This window comes from Providencia sp. PROV004 (assembly GCF_011045615.1).
In the GTDB taxonomy this organism is placed as follows: domain Bacteria; phylum Pseudomonadota; class Gammaproteobacteria; order Enterobacterales; family Enterobacteriaceae; genus Providencia; species Providencia rettgeri.
In genome coordinates, this window is record NZ_CP042859.1 from 3409917 (window position 1) to 3428036 (window position 18120).

At 40.9% G+C, this 18120-nt stretch carries 15 protein-coding genes; 8 read left to right on the forward strand and 7 right to left on the reverse strand.

All coding sequences use genetic code 11. From position 1 onward, the window contains the following. Positions 1 to 27: 27 nt before the first annotated feature. Positions 28 to 234: a YbfA family protein gene (locus FVA69_RS15570; protein WP_004909050.1), complete on the reverse strand. Its 207-nt coding sequence runs from the start codon at positions 232 to 234 to the stop codon at positions 28 to 30. Positions 235 to 678: 444 nt separating this feature from the next. Between FVA69_RS15570 and kdpF the strand changes: the two genes are divergently transcribed. The 7 genes from kdpF to FVA69_RS15605 all read left to right on the forward strand — a co-directional run bounded on the left by kdpF (position 679) and on the right by FVA69_RS15605 (position 9045). After that, positions 679 to 768 (forward strand): K(+)-transporting ATPase subunit F, encoded by a 90-nt coding sequence (gene kdpF / locus FVA69_RS21845; RefSeq protein WP_071524535.1) that lies wholly within the window; start codon positions 679 to 681, stop codon positions 766 to 768. Between the two features lies 1 nt (position 769). Beyond that, positions 770 to 2473 carry a potassium-transporting ATPase subunit KdpA gene (gene kdpA / locus FVA69_RS15580; RefSeq protein WP_164529085.1) on the forward strand — a complete coding sequence of 568 codons (1704 nt, stop codon included), beginning with the start codon at positions 770 to 772 and terminating at the stop codon, positions 2471 to 2473. Between the two features lie 13 nt (positions 2474 to 2486). Beyond that, the gene (gene kdpB, locus FVA69_RS15585; protein ID WP_109912832.1) at positions 2487 to 4550 is read left to right on the forward strand and encodes a potassium-transporting ATPase subunit KdpB; all 2064 of its coding nucleotides are present in this window, start codon (positions 2487 to 2489) and stop codon (positions 4548 to 4550) included. Between the two features lie 10 nt (positions 4551 to 4560). Then, positions 4561 to 5154, forward strand: a complete 594-nt coding sequence (kdpC, locus tag FVA69_RS15590; protein WP_109912833.1) for a potassium-transporting ATPase subunit KdpC — start codon at positions 4561 to 4563, stop codon at positions 5152 to 5154. Positions 5155 to 5162: 8 nt separating this feature from the next. After that, positions 5163 to 7850 carry a two-component system sensor histidine kinase KdpD gene (gene kdpD, locus FVA69_RS15595; protein WP_109912834.1) on the forward strand — a complete coding sequence of 896 codons (2688 nt, stop codon included), beginning with the start codon at positions 5163 to 5165 and terminating at the stop codon, positions 7848 to 7850. 16 nt (positions 7851 to 7866) lie between these two features. Next, a complete protein-coding gene (gene kdpE / locus FVA69_RS15600; protein WP_004909034.1) occupies positions 7867 to 8553 on the forward strand; it encodes a two-component system response regulator KdpE in 687 nt (228 codons plus the stop codon). A gap of 96 nt (positions 8554 to 8649) precedes the next feature. Next, positions 8650 to 9045: a DUF5329 family protein gene (locus tag FVA69_RS15605; RefSeq protein ID WP_109912835.1), complete on the forward strand. Its 396-nt coding sequence runs from the start codon at positions 8650 to 8652 to the stop codon at positions 9043 to 9045. A gap of 216 nt (positions 9046 to 9261) precedes the next feature. Here FVA69_RS15605 and glnS read toward each other — a convergent pair whose 3' ends face one another. The 6 genes from glnS to nagE all read right to left on the reverse strand — a co-directional run bounded on the left by glnS (position 9262) and on the right by nagE (position 16890). Then, positions 9262 to 10929 carry a glutamine--tRNA ligase gene (gene glnS / locus FVA69_RS15610; RefSeq protein WP_004909016.1) on the reverse strand — a complete coding sequence of 556 codons (1668 nt, stop codon included), beginning with the start codon at positions 10927 to 10929 and terminating at the stop codon, positions 9262 to 9264. A 169-nt stretch (positions 10930 to 11098) separates the two neighbouring features. Further along, on the reverse strand, positions 11099 to 11914 hold the full coding sequence (locus tag FVA69_RS15615; RefSeq protein ID WP_110732271.1) for a sulfite exporter TauE/SafE family protein: 816 nt from the start codon (positions 11912 to 11914) through the stop codon (positions 11099 to 11101). Between the two features lie 210 nt (positions 11915 to 12124). After that, entirely contained in the window at positions 12125 to 12931 is an 807-nt protein-coding gene (locus FVA69_RS15620; protein ID WP_241254165.1) for a sel1 repeat family protein, read from the reverse strand. Beyond that, entirely contained in the window at positions 12928 to 14181 is a 1254-nt protein-coding gene (locus FVA69_RS15625) for a hypothetical protein (protein WP_164529086.1), read from the reverse strand. The genes FVA69_RS15620 and FVA69_RS15625 overlap by 4 nt, the downstream gene beginning before the upstream one ends. A 185-nt stretch (positions 14182 to 14366) precedes the next feature. After that, on the reverse strand, positions 14367 to 14621 hold the full coding sequence (locus FVA69_RS15630; protein WP_004909005.1) for a colicin E3-like toxin immunity protein: 255 nt from the start codon (positions 14619 to 14621) through the stop codon (positions 14367 to 14369). Positions 14622 to 14862: 241 nt separating this feature from the next. Continuing rightward, a complete protein-coding gene (gene nagE / locus FVA69_RS15635) occupies positions 14863 to 16890 on the reverse strand; it encodes an N-acetylglucosamine-specific PTS transporter subunit IIBC (RefSeq protein WP_164529087.1) in 2028 nt (675 codons plus the stop codon). 416 nt (positions 16891 to 17306) lie between these two features. Here nagE and nagB point away from each other — a divergent pair, with 416 nt between their 5' ends. Continuing rightward, positions 17307 to 18110 (forward strand): glucosamine-6-phosphate deaminase, encoded by an 804-nt coding sequence (gene nagB, locus FVA69_RS15640; protein ID WP_004909001.1) that lies wholly within the window; start codon positions 17307 to 17309, stop codon positions 18108 to 18110. Positions 18111 to 18120 lie beyond the last annotated feature (10 nt).

Sequence of the window (18120 nt, forward strand, 5' to 3'; positions counted from 1 at the left end):
GGTTATTACTCACCATTAAGCACTAAATTAACGATGGCCTTCTAGGGTTGTTTCTGAACGTTCTAGCCAAACAGGTTTATCACTGGTTTTTGCCCAAACCTTATGTAAATGACTATAAAACTTTGCTCTTTTTGGATAAAAAACCATAACCGGAAACGCAATAATGCCAGCTGTTACAGCAGCAGTGCGGCGTGCAAGTACCTGATTACGGGAATATTCGCGATATGTGGACATCGGTATCCTCCTTCAGTTGCCACTTTATTTGTCGATTCCAGCTTTGCTCTATCATTCCCCATTAACACACATTTCCCATTAACACAGTAGTAAAGAGCGACTAAAACCGGACAGATAATATGAAATATATTGACTGTAGATAGGATATCGCAAATTGTGTAATAAAACTACTCATCTGACCACTTAATCTGTAAATTTTTCTAAAAAATCTGCTCATTCCGTATTTTTATTACATTTTTTAACCAATCAATGTTTTAATTATACATTTAAATCACAATAATTTAACAAACAAGGCCGTACGCCGCTTTCTCTATTAAGCTCTCTATTTTTGCTAAATAAACAGCCATTTTTATACTTTTTTTACACCCTACCCGTGCTTTTTATCAGCTTCTTTACAGCGAACTCTTTAGCCTTATCACATGGAAATAATAAGGAGAAAATACTGTGTCATTACTTTCCATTATTGGGGCAGTTCTCGTTGTTTTACTGCTGACGTATCTGATTTATGCCCTGCTTAACGCGGAGGATTTCTGATATGACTACCACCACATTGCTATTTTTAGGTAGTTTTTTACTGTTCTTATTCATCTTAGCAAAGCCTTTAGGCAATGCTATTGCTCGGTTAATCGACAATGATATACCTCGTAGGTTAGCAAGCAGTGAGTCCTTACTTTGGCGTTTAACCGGAGTCAAACAGCCAGGAAGAGACATGGCTGAGATGAATTGGAAACAATATGCCTTAGCGATTGTATTATTTAATCTTTTAGGTTTTATTTTATTATTCGTTATCTTAATCTGCCAAGGCCGTTTGCCCCTTAACCCTCAACACTTTGAAGGGATGAGCTGGGATTTAGCCTTTAATACCGCCGTTAGTTTCATTACTAATACTAACTGGCAAGCTTATAGCGGCGAAAATACATTAAGTTATTTGAGCCAAATGGCCGGGTTGACGGTACAAAACTTCCTTTCCGCAGCGACAGGTATTGCCGTTGCTTTCGCAATTATTCGCGCTTTTTCACACCATGGTAGTAAAACTGTCGGTAATGCGTGGTTAGATATTTACCGAATTACGGTGTATTTACTCTTTCCTTTAGCGATTATTTTTGCATTATTTTTTGTCAGCCAAGGGGTTATTCAAAATTATTCCAGTTATTTACTTATTCACCCTTTAGATAACAGTGAACAACTATTGCCGATGGGGCCAGTAGCTTCCCAAGAAGCGATAAAATTGCTCGGCACCAATGGTGGCGGCTTCTTTGGCGCTAACTCATCACATCCTTTTGAAAACCCAACCGCACTGAGTAATTTTGTGCAAATGTTTGCTATTTTCCTGATCCCTACTGCACTTTGCTTTGCTTTTGGTCGTGCAGTTGGTAACAACAAACAAGGCCATACTTTACTCTGGGTTATGGGGATCATTTTTGTGGTTGCCGCCATCGTTGTGGTTAAGGCTGAATATGTGGGAAACCCATTTTTAACCGAACTACATGCCACTAGCTCTGCCAATATGGAAGGAAAAGAGAGCCGCTTTGGGATTGTTGGTTCCGCTTTGTTTGCTGTCGTTACCACTGCCGCATCTTGCGGAGCAGTTAACGCCATGCATGACTCCTTTACCGCAATGGGCGGAATGGTACCGATGTGGTTAATGCAAATTGGTGAAGTGGTCTTTGGTGGCGTTGGTTCCGGCTTATACGGTATGTTGCTGTTTGTGCTACTCGCTGTCTTCCTTGCTGGACTTATGATTGGTCGTACGCCTGAATACCTCGGTAAAAAAATCGAAGTTCGAGAAATGAAAATGGTGGCACTGGCGATTTTAGTCACCCCAACCTTAGTGCTACTTGGTACCACTCTTTCATTAATAACCGAAGCGGGCCGTGCAGGAATTTTAAACCCTGGAGCGCATGGGTTTAGTGAAGTGTTATACGCCTTTTCTTCTGCGGCTAATAATAACGGTAGCGCTTTTGCTGGGCTCAGCGCTAACACTCCGTTTTACAATGTGCTACTTGCCATTACGATGTTTATAGGCCGCTTTGGTGTCATTCTTCCTGTCTTGACTATCGCAGGTTCCATGGCCAATAAGAAACCCCAAGCCAAAAGCCATGCCACATTGCCGACAACTGGCCCATTATTTATTGGCTTACTGGTTTTCACCGTACTTCTCATTGGCGCACTGACCTTTGTACCCGCTCTTGCATTAGGCCCTATCGCTGAGCAATTACACATTGGTTTTGCCGGATAATGAGGAAAAAAAAATGAAAAACAAACAAACTAAATTATTCAATAATCAATTAATTAAACAATCCATTATTGAATCTATCAAAAAATGTACACCACAAGCACAATGGCGTAACCCAGTCATGTTTGTAGTTTTTATTGGCAGTATTATCACCACGTTACTCTGGTTAGCGATGGTAACGGGTTACACACAAGGCAGTGCTTGGTTCAGCGGAATGATCACCCTTTGGCTGTGGTTCACGGTTATTTTTGCCAACTTTGCAGAAGCGCTTGCTGAAGGGCGAAGTAAAGCACAAGCTCAAAGCTTAAAAGGCGTAAAGCAACAAAGTAGCGCAACGCGGCTAGCGTCTGCCTCATTGGAGGCGAACCAAGATATCGTGAGTTCAGATCAGTTACGTAAAGGCGATATTGTGTTGATCCGTGCCGGAGAAACCATTCCTTGCGATGGCGAAGTCATCGAAGGTGGTGCTTCCGTGGATGAAAGTGCCATCACGGGGGAATCCGCTCCCGTGATCCGCGAATCTGGTGGTGATTTCTCTTCAGTGACAGGCGGAACTCGCGTACTTTCCGATTGGCTGATAGTCGAGTGTACCGTCAATCCCGGTGAAACCTTCTTAGATAGAATGATTTCCATGGTTGAAGGCGCACAACGCCGTAAAACCCCCAATGAAATCGCGCTCACTATTTTATTAACTGCACTGACTATTATCTTTGTGTTAGTTTGTGCCACCTTGTACCCATTCACCGTTTTTGCCGCAGAGCATGCAGGCGCAGGCAGTGCCGTTTCTATTTTAGTGTTAATAGCGTTATTAGTGTGCTTAATTCCAACAACCATCGGTGGCTTACTTTCATCTATTGGTGTGGCAGGGATGAGCCGCATGCTAGGAGCAAATGTAATTGCCACCAGCGGCCGTGCTGTAGAGGCAGCAGGTGATGTCGACGTTCTATTACTTGATAAAACGGGGACCATTACACTGGGAAACCGCCAAGCCTCTGAATTTTTACCGCTAACAGGTATTACAGAGCAGCAACTGGCGGATGCCGCACAACTATCGTCTTTAGCGGATGAAACCCCAGAAGGACGCAGTATTGTGGTCTTGGCAAAACAAAAATTTAATTTACGTGAAAGAGATATTCATGCCCTGAATGCAACTTTTGTTCCTTTCTCCGCAATGACACGTATGAGTGGTGTCAATATTGGCGAGCGAATGATCCGCAAGGGCTCTGCGGATGCCATCCGCCGTTATATCGAAGCCAATCACAGTAAATTTCCTGTCGAAGCGGATCAACTGGTCGAAAAAGTGGCCCATTTAGGCGGAACGCCACTTGTGGTGGTTGATAATAAAACGGTTTTAGGTGTCGTAGCATTAAAAGATATCGTCAAAGGGGGCATGAAAGAACGCTTCGCCCAAATGCGTAGTATGGGCATCAAAACGGTGATGATCACCGGAGATAACCATTTAACAGCAGCCGCAATTGCAGCCGAAGCAGGCGTCGATGATTTTCTTGCAGAAGCGACACCAGAAGCCAAACTGGCGTTGATCCGCCAATATCAATCTGAGGGTCGCTTAGTTGCTATGACCGGTGACGGCACCAACGATGCGCCAGCACTCGCGCAAGCGGATGTCGCAGTCGCAATGAACTCAGGTACCCAAGCCGCAAAAGAAGCCGGTAACATGGTGGATTTAGACTCCAACCCAACCAAACTGATTGAAGTGGTGCATATTGGTAAACAAATGCTAATGACCCGTGGCTCATTAACCACCTTCAGTATTGCTAATGATATTGCTAAATATTTTGCCATTATCCCTGCCGCTTTTGCAGTGACTTGGCCACAGCTAAATGCGTTAAATATTATGCAATTACACTCACCTGCATCCGCTATCCTCTCTGCGGTTATCTTTAACGCATTGATTATTATCTTCTTGATTCCCCTCGCCATTAAAGGGGTCAATTATCGGCCAATGAGCTCTCAATCATTATTGCAACGTAATTTAGGCATATATGGCTTAGGCGGGTTAATTGTGCCATTTGTTGGGATCAAACTGATTGATCTGCTTATTAGTCTCTTTGGAATATAAGGAATTGATTATGAATATGATCCGTTCGTCGATGATTATGTTATTTATACTCACCATTTTTACAGGTATTGCTTACCCATTAATGGTGACTGGCCTCGCTAATATTTTTTTTCCCTGGCAGGCTCACGGTTCTTTACTCACACAAGATGAGCGCATTGTTGGTTCTGCCTTAATCGGGCAAAATGTGGGTAATATTCGCTATTTTCACGGTCGCCCCTCAGCAACTGTCGATATCCCCTACAATACCTTAGCTTCTGGTGGAAGTAATTTGGCTGTCAGTAACCCATTATTACAACAAACGATGGCAGAGCGTAGCGAACAACTGCGCGCAGAGAACCCCGATGCAGGTAATGCCATCCCAGTAGATTTACTCACGTCTTCCGCCAGTGGCTTAGACCCCAATATTTCTATTGATGCAGCGTTATACCAAGCTCCACGTATTGCAAAAAGCAGGCAAATTCCATTAGATACAGTAAAATCATTGATAGAAACGCATACTGAACAGGCATTGTTGCCCTTTTTAGGTGAACCCGTCATTAATGTGCTAAAACTGAACTTAGCACTTGATGAATATCAACAACAAATAAACAGTCAAACTCACTAGGGGCTGTGATGGACAATCAAGAACCTATTCGCCCTAACCCTGATGAACTCTTGGTCAAAGCCAATGAAATTGGGCGTGGCAAATTAAAGATTTTTTTCGGTGCCTGTGCTGGTGTTGGAAAAACGTATGCCATGCTGCAAGAAGCACAGAGACTCAGAGCTCAAGGGCTAGATGTGCTGATTGGCGTAGTAGAAACCCATGAAAGAGAAGAAACGGCCGCGCTACTTGACGGCCTTTCTCTGTTGCCACCTAGGCGCATAACTCATCACGGTCGCCGCCTAAATGGTTTCGATATTGACGCAGCAATTGCTAGGCATCCAGCCATAATTTTAATGGATGAATTAGCATTTAGTAACCCCCATGGCAGCCGCCACCCTAAACGTTGGCAAGATGTCGAAGAACTCCTTGATGCCGGAATTGACGTACTGACAACCATCAACGTTCAACACATTGAAAGCCTGAATGACATCGTGGGAAGTATTACAGGTATTCGCGTACGTGAAACAGTTCCAGATCATATTTTTGATGCAGCTGATGAGGTGGTATTAGTTGATCTTCCTCCTGACGACCTACGACAACGCCTTAAAGAAGGCAAAGTGTATATACCGGGGCAAGCCGAACGCGCTATTGAGCATTTTTTCCGCAAAGGAAACTTAATTGCACTGCGTGAGCTGGCTCTTCGGCGTACTGCTGACCGGGTTGATGACCAGATGCGTGAATTTCGTGATGGTAAAGGCCAAGCCCCCGTATGGCACACTCGCGATGGGCTCTTGCTATGCATTGGCCATAATACCGGAAATGAAAAATTAGTCCGTACTGCCGCACGACTTGCTGCAAAATTCGGTAGTGTCTGGCATGCTGTTTATGTTGAAACTCCCTCACTTCATCAGCTACCTGAAACCCAGCGTAGAGCTATCTTAAAAGCGTTGCGTCTTGCTCAAGACTTAGGTGCAGAAACAGCAACTTTATCCGACCCTTCGGAAGAAAAAGCGATATTACGTTATGCCCGAGAACATAATTTAGGGAAGATATTGATTGGTCGGCGTAATAAAGTAAACAAATGGTTTAAGCTCAATTTACGTCCCGGTTTTGCCGATCGTCTTGGTAAGCTCGGCCCTGATCTGGATTTAGTGATCGTCGCACTTGAAGAGAAAAGTGAGTGGGACAAAGAACCAGAAAGAAAGCCGTTCTCTGAAAAATGGCGATCGGATATGAATGGCTATTTAATGGCTATTGTGATGTGTGCTGCTATCACCTTATTTTCGCGCACCTTTTTATTGGCCCTCGATAAAGCCAACCTCGTGACACTCTATCTATTAGGTGTCGTGTTAATCGCATTATTTTATGGCCGACGCCCCTCTGTCTTCGCCGCTCTGGTCAACGTGATCAGTTTTGACCTGTTCTTTGTTCAACCCCATTTCTCCCTTGCTATCATGGATATGCAATATTTAGTCACGTTTACAGTGATGCTAATTGTGGGGGTTGTTGTGGGGAATTTAACTGCAGGTATGCGCTACCAAGCTCGTATCGCTCGGTATCGAGAGCAGCGAACACGTCACCTATATGAAATGACAAAAGAATTAGGACAAGCTATCACGACTGATGATATTGGGAGAACTGGGTACCATTTCCTTAATAATGCATTTCAAGCCAAAAGCTGCTTACTGCTCCCCGATGAAAACGACCAGTTATCACCATTAAAATGTGAAGGCCACAGTGAAATGCTGATTGATAAAGCCATTGCTAAATGGTGTTTTGATAAGCGGCAACCCGCCGGTGCTGGTACGGATACACTACCAAGCGTTCCCTATCAATTGCAACCTATCATCACTGCCGATCAAACCCTTGCCGTTCTTGCCATTGAACCAAGAAACATGCGCCAGTTATTGATCCCAGAACAGCAACGCATGCTGCAAACCTTTACAGGACTGATTGCGAGTGCTCTTGCACGTCTGCAGCTGACAAAACAAGCTGAATCAGCCAAATTAGATATTGAACGAGAACAACTAAGAAACTCCTTACTTGCCGCACTGTCTCATGACCTAAAAACACCGCTCACCGTTTTATTCGGCCAAACCGAAATCTTAATGTTGAATTTGTCTGCGGAAAAATCACCACTAACAGAACAAGTGAACCAAATGCGCCAGCAAGTACTTAGCACTTCGCGCTTGGTGAATAATTTACTGGATATGGCTCGCTTACAATCTGGCAGTATTCAGCCCAATTTAGCGTGGGAATCACTGCAAGAAATTACCAGTAGTGCTGTTAGAACCTTAGATTACACCTTACACAGCCATCCTTTAGAAATTGATATTCCAGCAGACTTACTACTTTATTGTGATGCTAACTTGATTGAACGGGTGCTAATCAACCTATTAGAAAATGCCGTAAAATACAGTCATGACGATACCCCGATTGGTATTCGAGCTACAGTTGAAGGGCAAAAAATTCATATTGAAATATGGGATGCCAGCAATGCGATTCCAAACGGACAAGAAAAAACCATTTTTGATAAATTTTCTCGGGCGCAAAAAGAGTCCGCAATTCCAGGAGTTGGCTTAGGGCTCGCCATTTGTCGTGCTATTATTCAGTTACATGAAGGCGAAATTTGGGCGCAAAATAATAATAAAGGTGGAGCGAGTTTCCATTTTGTCTTACCTTTAAAGCAACTACCTGATATCGAAGTAGAAACATAAAAGGATTAACAATATTGTGAGTACTAGCCATCAAATTCTGGTTGTTGAAGATGAAAAAGAAATCCGCCGCTTTGTTCGTTTAGCGCTGGAAGGTGAAGGCTGGAAGGTATTTGAGGCGGAAAATTACCAACGCGGCCTCATTGAATCCGGTACGCGACAACCTGATTTGTTAATTTTAGACCTTGGCTTACCCGATGGTGATGGGCTTGATTTAATTCGTGATCTACGTCAGTGGAGTAGTATTCCGATTATTGTTTTATCCGCTCGTGAAGAAGAATCACAAAAAGTGGCAGCATTGGATGCAGGTGCTGATGATTACCTCACAAAACCCTTCGGAATTAGTGAGTTACTGGCTCGAGTTAGAGTGGCTTTACGGCGCTTCGGCAAAGCCACTCAAGAAAACTCAAAATGCCAGTTTGGGGATATTACCATCGACTTTATTAATCGTGTCGTGACTAAACAAAATGAAGAACTTCATCTAACCCCGATTGAATTTCGTTTACTCAGTGAACTCGTGGCTAACAGCGGTAAAGTATTAACTCAGAGGCACTTATTACTGCAAGTCTGGGGGCCTAATTATGTGGAACATAATCATTACTTACGCATCTACATGGGCCATCTACGGCAAAAATTAGAAAATGACCCAGCACGCCCTATTCACTTATTAACCGAAACAGGAATTGGTTATCGGTTTATGCCTTAACAGATGACCATTTATTGAATTCTAGGAATCTTACCGATAGTTTAAATTAAAAGACTGCTTATAATTTACTCACCTTTTTTCTATGGAGAGAAATTCGTGCAATCACTCACAGCCCAACTATCAAACCGTTTTTCATCTGCTTTAGTCCTTTTTTTAAGTGTTTTTGTGACTACTCAAGCCCTTGCGTTAAGCCCTGAAGAAAAAATGCGTACTGAATCATTATTAGCTGAGCTTGGTAAACAACAAAACCTTACTTTTACACGTAATGGCACTGAATATTCTGCCGCTGACGCAGAGTCTCATTTGCGATTAAAACTGCGTAAAACAGAAAAACGTCTCAAAACTGTAGAACAATTTATTGATAACGTAGCTTCAAAATCGTCCATTACTGGCGAAGAGTATCAAGTTAAAGATGCGCAAGGTAATGTGACTTCCGCGAATGAATATCTGCATGAATTATTAAAAGAAAAAGTGGATAGCAAATCCAAATAAGTTCTTCAGATTTTGTAGGCTTTGTAGATTACTATAAAAAACGCTGACATTTATTTGTCAGCGTTTTTTGTGCTAATACTCGATCTGGCCCCTAAATAATTTGTACCACAGGTAGGCGGCAAATTAAGTTATCCCGTGAGCATACATAAGTATGTGACTCGAGTAACTTAATGAAGCCAACACCCCTGTGGTGCAAAGTATGACGGGGACATCAAATTAAGAATTTTCGAGTTTCGCCCAAGTATCACGCAACCCCACAGTCCGGTTAAAGACTAAATGTTCTGCACTACTTAACTTGTTATCCGCACAGAAATAGCCTTCGCGTTCAAACTGATACGCTTTTTCTGCCACGGCATTTTTCAGGCTCGGCTCAACAAAACCTTGACGAATAACCAGTGAATCTGGATTGATAACCGATAAGAAATCGTCTTCTGCACCTGGGTTTGGCACAGTGAATAAACGGTCATACAGACGAATTTCTGCAGGTAATGCGTGAGCGACACTTACCCAATGAATAACGCCTTTCACTTTACGGCCATCTGCTGGGTCTTTATTTAATGTGCCTGCATCATAAGTACAGTAGATGGTTGTGATGTTACCATCTGCGTCTTTTTCAACACGCTCTGCTTTAATAATGTATGCATTACGCAAACGAACTTCTTTGCCTAATACTAAACGCTTATATTGGCGGTTCGCTTCCTCACGGAAATCTGCACGGTCGATATAAATTTCATTGCTAAATGGCACTTGGCGCGTTCCCATCTCCGGTTTATTTGGATGGTTTGGCGCTGTTAAAATCTCTTCACCCGCTGGCATGTTTTCAATCACCACACGAACTGGGTCAATAACCGCCATAGCACGTGGTGCTGACTCATTCAGATCATCACGAATACAGGACTCTAAAGAGGCCATTTCAACGTTGTTGTCTTGTTTTGTCACACCAATACGTTGGCAAAATTCACGGATAGAGGCTGCAGTATAACCACGACGGCGTAAGCCTGATATGGTTAACATACGAGGGTCATCCCAACCATGCACGTGTTTTTCAGTGACTAATTGGTTTAATTTACGCTTAGACATCACCGTGTATTCCAAATTCAGACGAGAAAACTCGTACTGACGTGGATGGCAATCAATAGTGATATTGTCTAATACCCAATCATATAAACGACGGTTGTCTTGGAATTCTAAGGTACATAAAGAGTGTGTAATACCTTCTAATGCATCAGAAATACAATGCGTGAAGTCATACATTGGGTAAATGCACCATTTATTGCCAGATTGGTGATGTTCCGCAAATTTAATGCGATATAAAACCGGGTCGCGCATCACCATAAATGGGGATGCCATATCGATTTTCGCACGTAAACACGCTTTTCCTTCTTCGAAGCCACCCGCACGCATTTTTTCGAATAATGCTAAGTTATCTTCAATAAGGCGCTCACGGTATGGGCTATTTTTACCCGGCTCTTTCAATGTTCCACGATATTCGCGAATTTGATCTGGGCTGAGCTCGTCAACGTAAGCTAAGCCTTTTTTGATCAGCTCAATTGCATATTGATACAAGGTATCAAAGTAGTCAGAGGAATAGCGAACATTACCGCTCCACTCAAAACCAAGCCATTTAACGTCTTCTTGAATCGAGTTAACGTATTCGACATCTTCTTTTACAGGGTTGGTATCATCAAAACGTAAATTACATTGGCCTTGATAATCCTTGGCAATGCCAAAATTCAAGCAGATTGATTTCGCATGACCAATATGTAAATAGCCATTCGGTTCAGGTGGAAAACGCGTATGCACTGACGTGTGTTTTCCGGTCGCCAGATCTTCATCTATGATCTGACGGATAAAATTTGTTGGGCGAGCATCTGCCTCATTCATTGTCATCATTCCTCAATGCCAAAAGCGCGCTAAAAGCGTGTAGTAACTAAATATATTCTACCATAATCAATCAGGAAACAACCGTTTGATTGCGCCAAGTGCGGCAAAAGCGATGATCAGAAGGAATTTAGGACAAAAACCTCATTTTTGCCTACCGAAATACGCGATTTTAAACCAGTAACATAACAGCTAAAACCACGAGTAACAGTAGTGGATAACTTTGGGCATGACGTTTATCGCTAAGGTAAGGCATTAATAAAGAAGCAAAACGTATCCCTAGCCACGATGTCACAATTAAAATTAATGCCCCTTTGATATAGATCATCCCCAGAAAGCCCGATCCGAGGTCAATGTGTTTATCAATAGCGAAATAAAAATAGGTTAATGTACCCGTGATCGCCATTGGTAATGTCAATGGATTCGCAAAGGCAGCGGCTTGGATCATACTGGCACCACGGCGCCGCATTAATGGAACAGTCATCACACTGCCACCAACACCTAAAAATGCCGCTACCGCGCCAATCACCACACCAATCGGAGTATCTGCAAAAATACCACCACGAGAGAGTTGTATCCCCGTAGATTCTGTCTTCATAAAACCGGGACGAATAAAACAATCTAAAATAGTGATGATGAGATAGCCAATAAATATCCAACGAATTAATGCATTATCTACCGATAACGCCACAATCGCTCCAAATATCCCCCCCACTGAAATAGGGATAATAAATGGCTTTATAATTGGCCAGCTGAGATTTCCTTTTAAATAATGAGCGCGACTTGATAATGTTGATGAAAAAATCATCACGCAAGTGGATGTTGCCACCGCGATTTGCATCGCCACAGTTCCTGCATCGCTTTGTGGCCCCCATACTAAGGTAATTAGCGCATATAACAGTGGAACGGTGATAAAGCCGCCACCAAAACCAAATAGTGCGGTGGTGATCCCCGAAATAAAGCCAAATAAGCACAGAAGCAGTTCCACAGAAAATTCCTCATCAGTCATTGAGAAAATATCTTATCGATGAAAAAAGCCCCTTGCTTATGCAGATTTGACAACCTTGTTTGAGATTTCGCCAATGTTATTAATAAATGCAATTTTTTAATACGAAAAATAGAGTGTTTTTACACTCTATTTTTAACGTATTATTCATAACTACCTTTCATACTAGTCATAAAATAAAATTTTGGTAAATTAACCAATCGCATCTTTCTCTTTCTGATTTCCTCTATGTTTTTTTAAGTACGCTTCTATTTTCTTTTCTACTTTATCATTACATTCTTTTACCCAGATACGGTTATTAGAGTTTTGTTGCTTACATTTATCACCTTCATTTGATATTTTAAGTAAATCAACATATGTATCAAAATTCTTGAGGTAATATGCATCTTGCCCCTTTGGGTTATCTCTTGCGGCCATTTCTAAATAGTATTTAGCTTTATTAAAGTCCTGAGGGATCCCGCCGAGTCCATGTAAATAAATCGTCGAAAGATTTTTTCCTGCTACAATTACCTTATTACCATGAAGGTGGTAAGCTCGTTCATAATATGAAATTGCTTCTGGCATATTTACTTCCCCCCCATTACCATGCTGATAGTTTACCCCTGTAAATAACAGAGCTAACCCATTGTTAGAATTAATTTTTAATACTCTCTTCAAAAAGAAATTTGCCAGTGCACACTCTTCTTTTGCAGCTTTCACATTATGTAAATGCTTAAAATCGGTGCAACCAATTCTGAAAAAAGAAAATAAGGCATAATTATCATCTTCATTATTATTTTTTAATGCCCGATGATATAACTCAAGCACTTGCTGTTGGTTTGCAGGATAAGAAACTTTTTTAGGTAGGTCTGGGTCATAACGTAGTTCTGTTTCATTATACCCAATGGTATATAGACGATCTCTTACAGTTGGAATTAAAGGAGGATTTGTATTCCCTCCCCAAGTTGGAGTCCCGATAATGAACGCTCCTATAACGATAGACCATGAAAGCAACCTCACGAGATTTTTCCTAAATCATTGGTAAAGAGTGAAGTTGCATGAGGATAGCTTGTTATGGTGTCTGCAATTAAAAAGATACAGTCATCATTTGAGGGGAATGAAAAACCAACCATATTATCAATAAGTTGATTAAAATTTTGTTGTAAATTAATCGTATTCGCTCGCTGGTGAAATAATACATCAACGACTTCAGTTTGCTTATTATTATCCCAACTTACCTTAGCCATTAATTTATGGAAATTACCATTCTCATCATAAAAATTGAGCTCATTTGCATTCAACTCAATTGCGTTAATGCCCATATTACTTAAATTTGTTAATTCATGGAATTGACTAATACCATCCGAATTTTTATCTTGCCAGACTTTTAACTCCAACCAAAACTTATCACTTGAATTAATAATTCTATCAGTATTACTGTCCAATTCAGATAAAGCAGAAAAGCCATCTTTCAGTCGTGTATTACTAATCTGTAGGCTATTGTTACCAAACAATTCGTTACCTGAATTAATCATGCCATCTTTATTTTTATCCCACACCAGTAATCCATCATCTGGGTGTACCCAGCCTGTTCGCGACTTAATTGCATTTCCTTTAAAATCGAATTCAACGCCAAAACTATCTACTAAAGTTTGTACACCATTACCACCTAAATCAATTACTAATGGTGTTTCGTAATCATCAGCCAAATTGTCTAAATTCTCATAAGCATCATCAGGCCAAAAGGGGATATTAATACCTTGCATGCCTGCTTTTTCTAGCTCTGACTGAACAAATTTACCGCACGTTTTTTCCCCAGTTAAACTAAATGGATTATAATTCGGAGGCTGCGTTTTTCCTGTTTTATAATCATGCATAGCCGTATATAGATTATTGAAATGACTAAAAAACTGTTGATTATTTGATGTTATCGTCAATGTGGAAGCACTTTTATAACGAACATGATCATTAAAAGACAAATTATCTTTTGATGACCCCCAATCTTCTCCTGGACTAAGTCCCATGCTAATTTGTTCATAATTATGTGTCACAGGATTAATGCCTCGAATACTAATATAGGTATGTCCCCATTGTGATGTATTCCCCGTGTCTTCTCCTAACTGATTGTAAATTGGACTACCTTTAGGCGCCACATGAATGGTTATGCTGGGTGGCCCTATCTGCATCGGGTCATGACCTGCGCCTAAGTTTCTATGAATATTCATATCTTCTAGTTTATGGATCTGTAGGTGCTTTATTGACTCTGTCATAATACATATTCCTTATGTTATTACTTTGAATAAATCCCTAATATTTCTACAGATTTTTACCTTTATTTTAAATAAATAAATTATTTACCAATTATTTTATATAACCCCCATTTTTATGGGTAAATATTAACCTGCATAAAAAAAGCAAATTAAATGATTTACTAATAATTTATAAATATAAATAATTACCATTCTTCTCGATAATCGAATGAAACTTGATAATCATATTTATTAAATTTAAATTTATGTTTTATATGCTTTTGAAGATTAGAGGCCCAATCAGAAAGCACATCAAAACAACCATTATTAATAATGTTTTCTTCAGGGTTAATAGTTTTTTCTATAATGCTACCATCATCCCCTAAGTCAAGAGAATACTCTTCACCAACATATTCTTCTGTTTGTTTATCAAACCAAACCAGATGAATTTTTAATCCCATTTTTTCTCCTTATAGATACTTTGTTATATTGCTTTTAGGCGCTTTTATTTTAATTACTCTCGTATTTCAGCCTCTCCACAAAGCTAACAATTAATTATATTTTCTTTATACACTGGACTCAATTGATAGTGATTATCATTATTTGTTATGCCCTATATGATTATCTTTTTCTTATTTAAGCTGCATAAACAAAGAGGGTGGCCTAAGCCACCCTCTTACTCACTTATAATATTAAACTGAATTATTTCAGAACATTATAAATAACGGTTTCACCTGCTTTCACGTCACCTTCAACTAAAATTTCGACGCCAGAAAAATCATCGATATTGCTGATGATAACAGGGCTAATCATTGATTTAGCATTGGCTTCAAGGAACGCGAGGTCTAAGTTCAGGATTGGTGTGCCAGCGGTTACTTCAGCACCTTCTTCCACTAAACGTGCGCAACCTTCACCTTTCAGTGCAACCGTATCGATCCCCATATGAACAATGAGTTCAACACCGTTTTCTGTTTCAAGGCAGAATGCGTGGTTAGTTTCGAAAATTTTCACCACCGTACCTGACGCCGGCGCTAACACTTCGCTGCTTGTTGGTTTGATGGCAATACCATCGCCCACAATGCGGCTAGAAAACGCTTCATCTGGCACATCGTCAAGGGAGAACACTTGACCACTGACTGGCGCAACCAGAGATAAAATCACATTACCTTTTGTTTTCGCAGGCTCTGCGGCTTTTTTCTCTTCTGCTGCTGCAACTGGTGCAGAACCGGCAATAGGGCCTTTTGCAATTACTTCAGTCATTGCTTTTGCGACCAATTCAGCACGTGTACCGACAATCACTTGCACATTTTGTTTGCTTAAGCGGATAACACCTGAAGCGCCTAAACGTTTAGTCATCGCATCGTTAACAACTGCTGAATCTTTAACGCCTAAACGTAAACGTGTAATACAAGCATCAATACTGACGATGTTATCACTACCACCAACCGCTGCAACATATTGGCGAGCTTCTTTTTGAATATCGCTGTCACTGTTATCGGCAGGGCTAATGCTTTCGTCATAACCATCAATCGTTTCATCACCTGCGCTCTCTTCACGGCCTGGTGTTAACAGGTTGAATTTACGGATCATGAAACGGAAAATGACATAGTAAATGCAGAAGAAGACTAAGCCTTGAACAATCAACATATACCACTGAACGGCTAATGGGTTACGTGATTGCAATAACATATCGACTAAACCTGCGCTGAAACCGAACCCTGAAATCCATTCCATTGTTGCTGCGATATAAACCGAAATACCCGTTAACAATGCGTGGACTACGTACAGAATTGGCGCCACGAACATGAATGAGAATTCAAGTGGTTCAGTGATACCGGTGAAGAATGCCGCAAACGCACCAGCAATCATAATACCAGCCACTTTGGCTTTGTTTTCCGGGCGAGTACAGTGGTAAATCGCTAATGCCGCACCAGGTAAACCAAACATCATGATTGGGAAGAAGCCTGCTTGATAGCGACCAGTGATACCTACCGTTGCCAAGCCGGCATCAATTGACTTAGCGCCGCCTAAGAAGTTCGGAATATCATTGATCCCAGCAACGTCAAACCAGAACACAGAGTTAAGTGCGTGGTGTAGACCAACAGGAATTAATAAACGGTTGAAGAAGGCATAAATACCCGCTCCCACAGAACCTAAATCTTTAATGCTTTCACCGAAAGAAACCAAACCATTATATACCACCGGCCAAACATACATCAGAATGAAGGCTAAGATGATCATTAAGAATGATGTCAAAATCGGCACGAGGCGACGACCGCTAAAGAAAGACAACGCTTTTGGTAGCTCTACGCCACTGTAGCGGTTGTACAATTCAGCAGACAATACCCCAACTAAGATACCCACGAATTGGTTATTTATTTTACCGAATGCCGCAGGAACGCTTTCCAACGGAACATTCATGATCATGGAATAAGATGCCGGCGAACACAGTGTTGTCACGACTAAAAAGCCAACAAAACCGGTCAGCGCAGCCGCACCGTCCTTATCTTTTGACATTCCATAAGCAACACCAATAGCAAACAGTACGGACATATTATCAATAATAGCCGCACCCGATTTTATCAGTAACGCTGCGATTGCACTATTGGCTCCCCAACCATCTGGGTCAATCCAATAGCCAATCCCCATCAGGATTGCTGCGGCTGGTAGTACAGCAACTGGCACCATAAGTGCCCTACCAATCCGCTGTAAGTAGCTAAGAATATTCACAAACTCCCCCTTTATCGCCCTATTTTTGCCCCATTTACGGGATCTTATTGTTCACACACCTAAATCATAATTTAGGTTATTGAGAGTATCAATTTCATAGTCTAAATTAATTGTTTCGCGATGCAAAATAAATAGGTTCGATTTGTGATAAATGTCAACGAAAGAGTTACTGATATGACTAAATTACTAGCTATTATCGAAAACTTATTTTATGATTAAAAATAACTTATTTGTACTATTAACCTGTATATTCTCAGCACACTTGAATGCATGTCCTGAAACAAAAATAGCATGTCAACCAAGTGATAATGCACAATAAATTTGAAGTATAACGAGTATTCCTATATCTAATGAATAACATCAGGGATACATATATACATGAAAGATTTCACAGACTTATTAGAGGTAATTGAGACATGAGGCTAATTCCACTTAATAATGCGCATGATGTTGGCATTTGGTCCGCACAGTATATCGCTGACAAAATCAACGCATTCAACCCTACTGCTGATCGCCCTTTCGTTCTTGGGTTACCAACAGGCGGTACCCCTCTTGCCACTTATAAAGCACTGATTGCTTTATATAACGCAGGAAAAGTTAGTTTTAAGCATGTGGTAACATTTAATATGGATGAATATATTGGTATTCCAGCTAATCATCCTCAAAGCTATCACACATTTATGCATGAAAATTTCTTTAACCACATCGACATTCAAGCGCAAAATATTAATTTACTGAATGGTAATGCCCCAGATGTTGATGCGGAATGCCAACGTTATGAAGATAAAATTAAATCTTACGGCAAAATTAATTTATTTATGGGCGGCGTAGGTAACGACGGTCACATTGCTTTTAATGAACCCGGTTCTTCATTGAACTCACGCACCCGCATTAAAACATTGACACCAGAAACGCGCCAAGCTAACTCACGTTTCTTTGATAATGATATCAATCAAGTACCAAAATTTGCTTTAACTGTCGGTGTCGCCACATTAATGGATGCTGAAGAGTTAATGGTACTTGCAACGGGTGCGAATAAAGCGAACGCAGTTCATGCCGCAGTTGAAGGTTCAATTAACCATATGTGGACAGTGAGCTGCGTGCAAATGCACCCAAAAGCACTGGTCGTCTGTGATGAACCCGCAACACTCGAATTAAAAGTTAAAACGCTTAAATATTTCAAACAGCTAGAATCTGAAATTATTGAAAAGTTTAACTAAGATTATATTT

Bases quoted from the DNA above. Each gene is read 5' to 3' on its own strand.
- FVA69_RS15570 (WP_004909050.1), bottom strand. From the start codon at position 234: ATGTCCACATATCGCGAATATTCCCGTAATCAGGTACTTGCACGCCGC.
- kdpA (WP_164529085.1), top strand. From the start codon at position 770: ATGACTACCACCACATTGCTATTTTTAGGTAGTTTTTTACTGTTCTTA.
- kdpB (WP_109912832.1), top strand. From the start codon at position 2,487: ATGAAAAACAAACAAACTAAATTATTCAATAATCAATTAATTAAACAA.
- kdpC (WP_109912833.1), top strand. From the start codon at position 4,561: ATGAATATGATCCGTTCGTCGATGATTATGTTATTTATACTCACCATT.
- kdpD (WP_109912834.1), top strand. From the start codon at position 5,163: ATGGACAATCAAGAACCTATTCGCCCTAACCCTGATGAACTCTTGGTC.
- glnS (WP_004909016.1), bottom strand. From the start codon at position 10,929: ATGAATGAGGCAGATGCTCGCCCAACAAATTTTATCCGTCAGATCATA.
- FVA69_RS15625 (WP_164529086.1), bottom strand. From the start codon at position 14,181: ATGACAGAGTCAATAAAGCACCTACAGATCCATAAACTAGAAGATATG.
- FVA69_RS15630 (WP_004909005.1), bottom strand. From the start codon at position 14,621: ATGGGATTAAAAATTCATCTGGTTTGGTTTGATAAACAAACAGAAGAA.
- nagB (WP_004909001.1), top strand. From the start codon at position 17,307: ATGAGGCTAATTCCACTTAATAATGCGCATGATGTTGGCATTTGGTCC.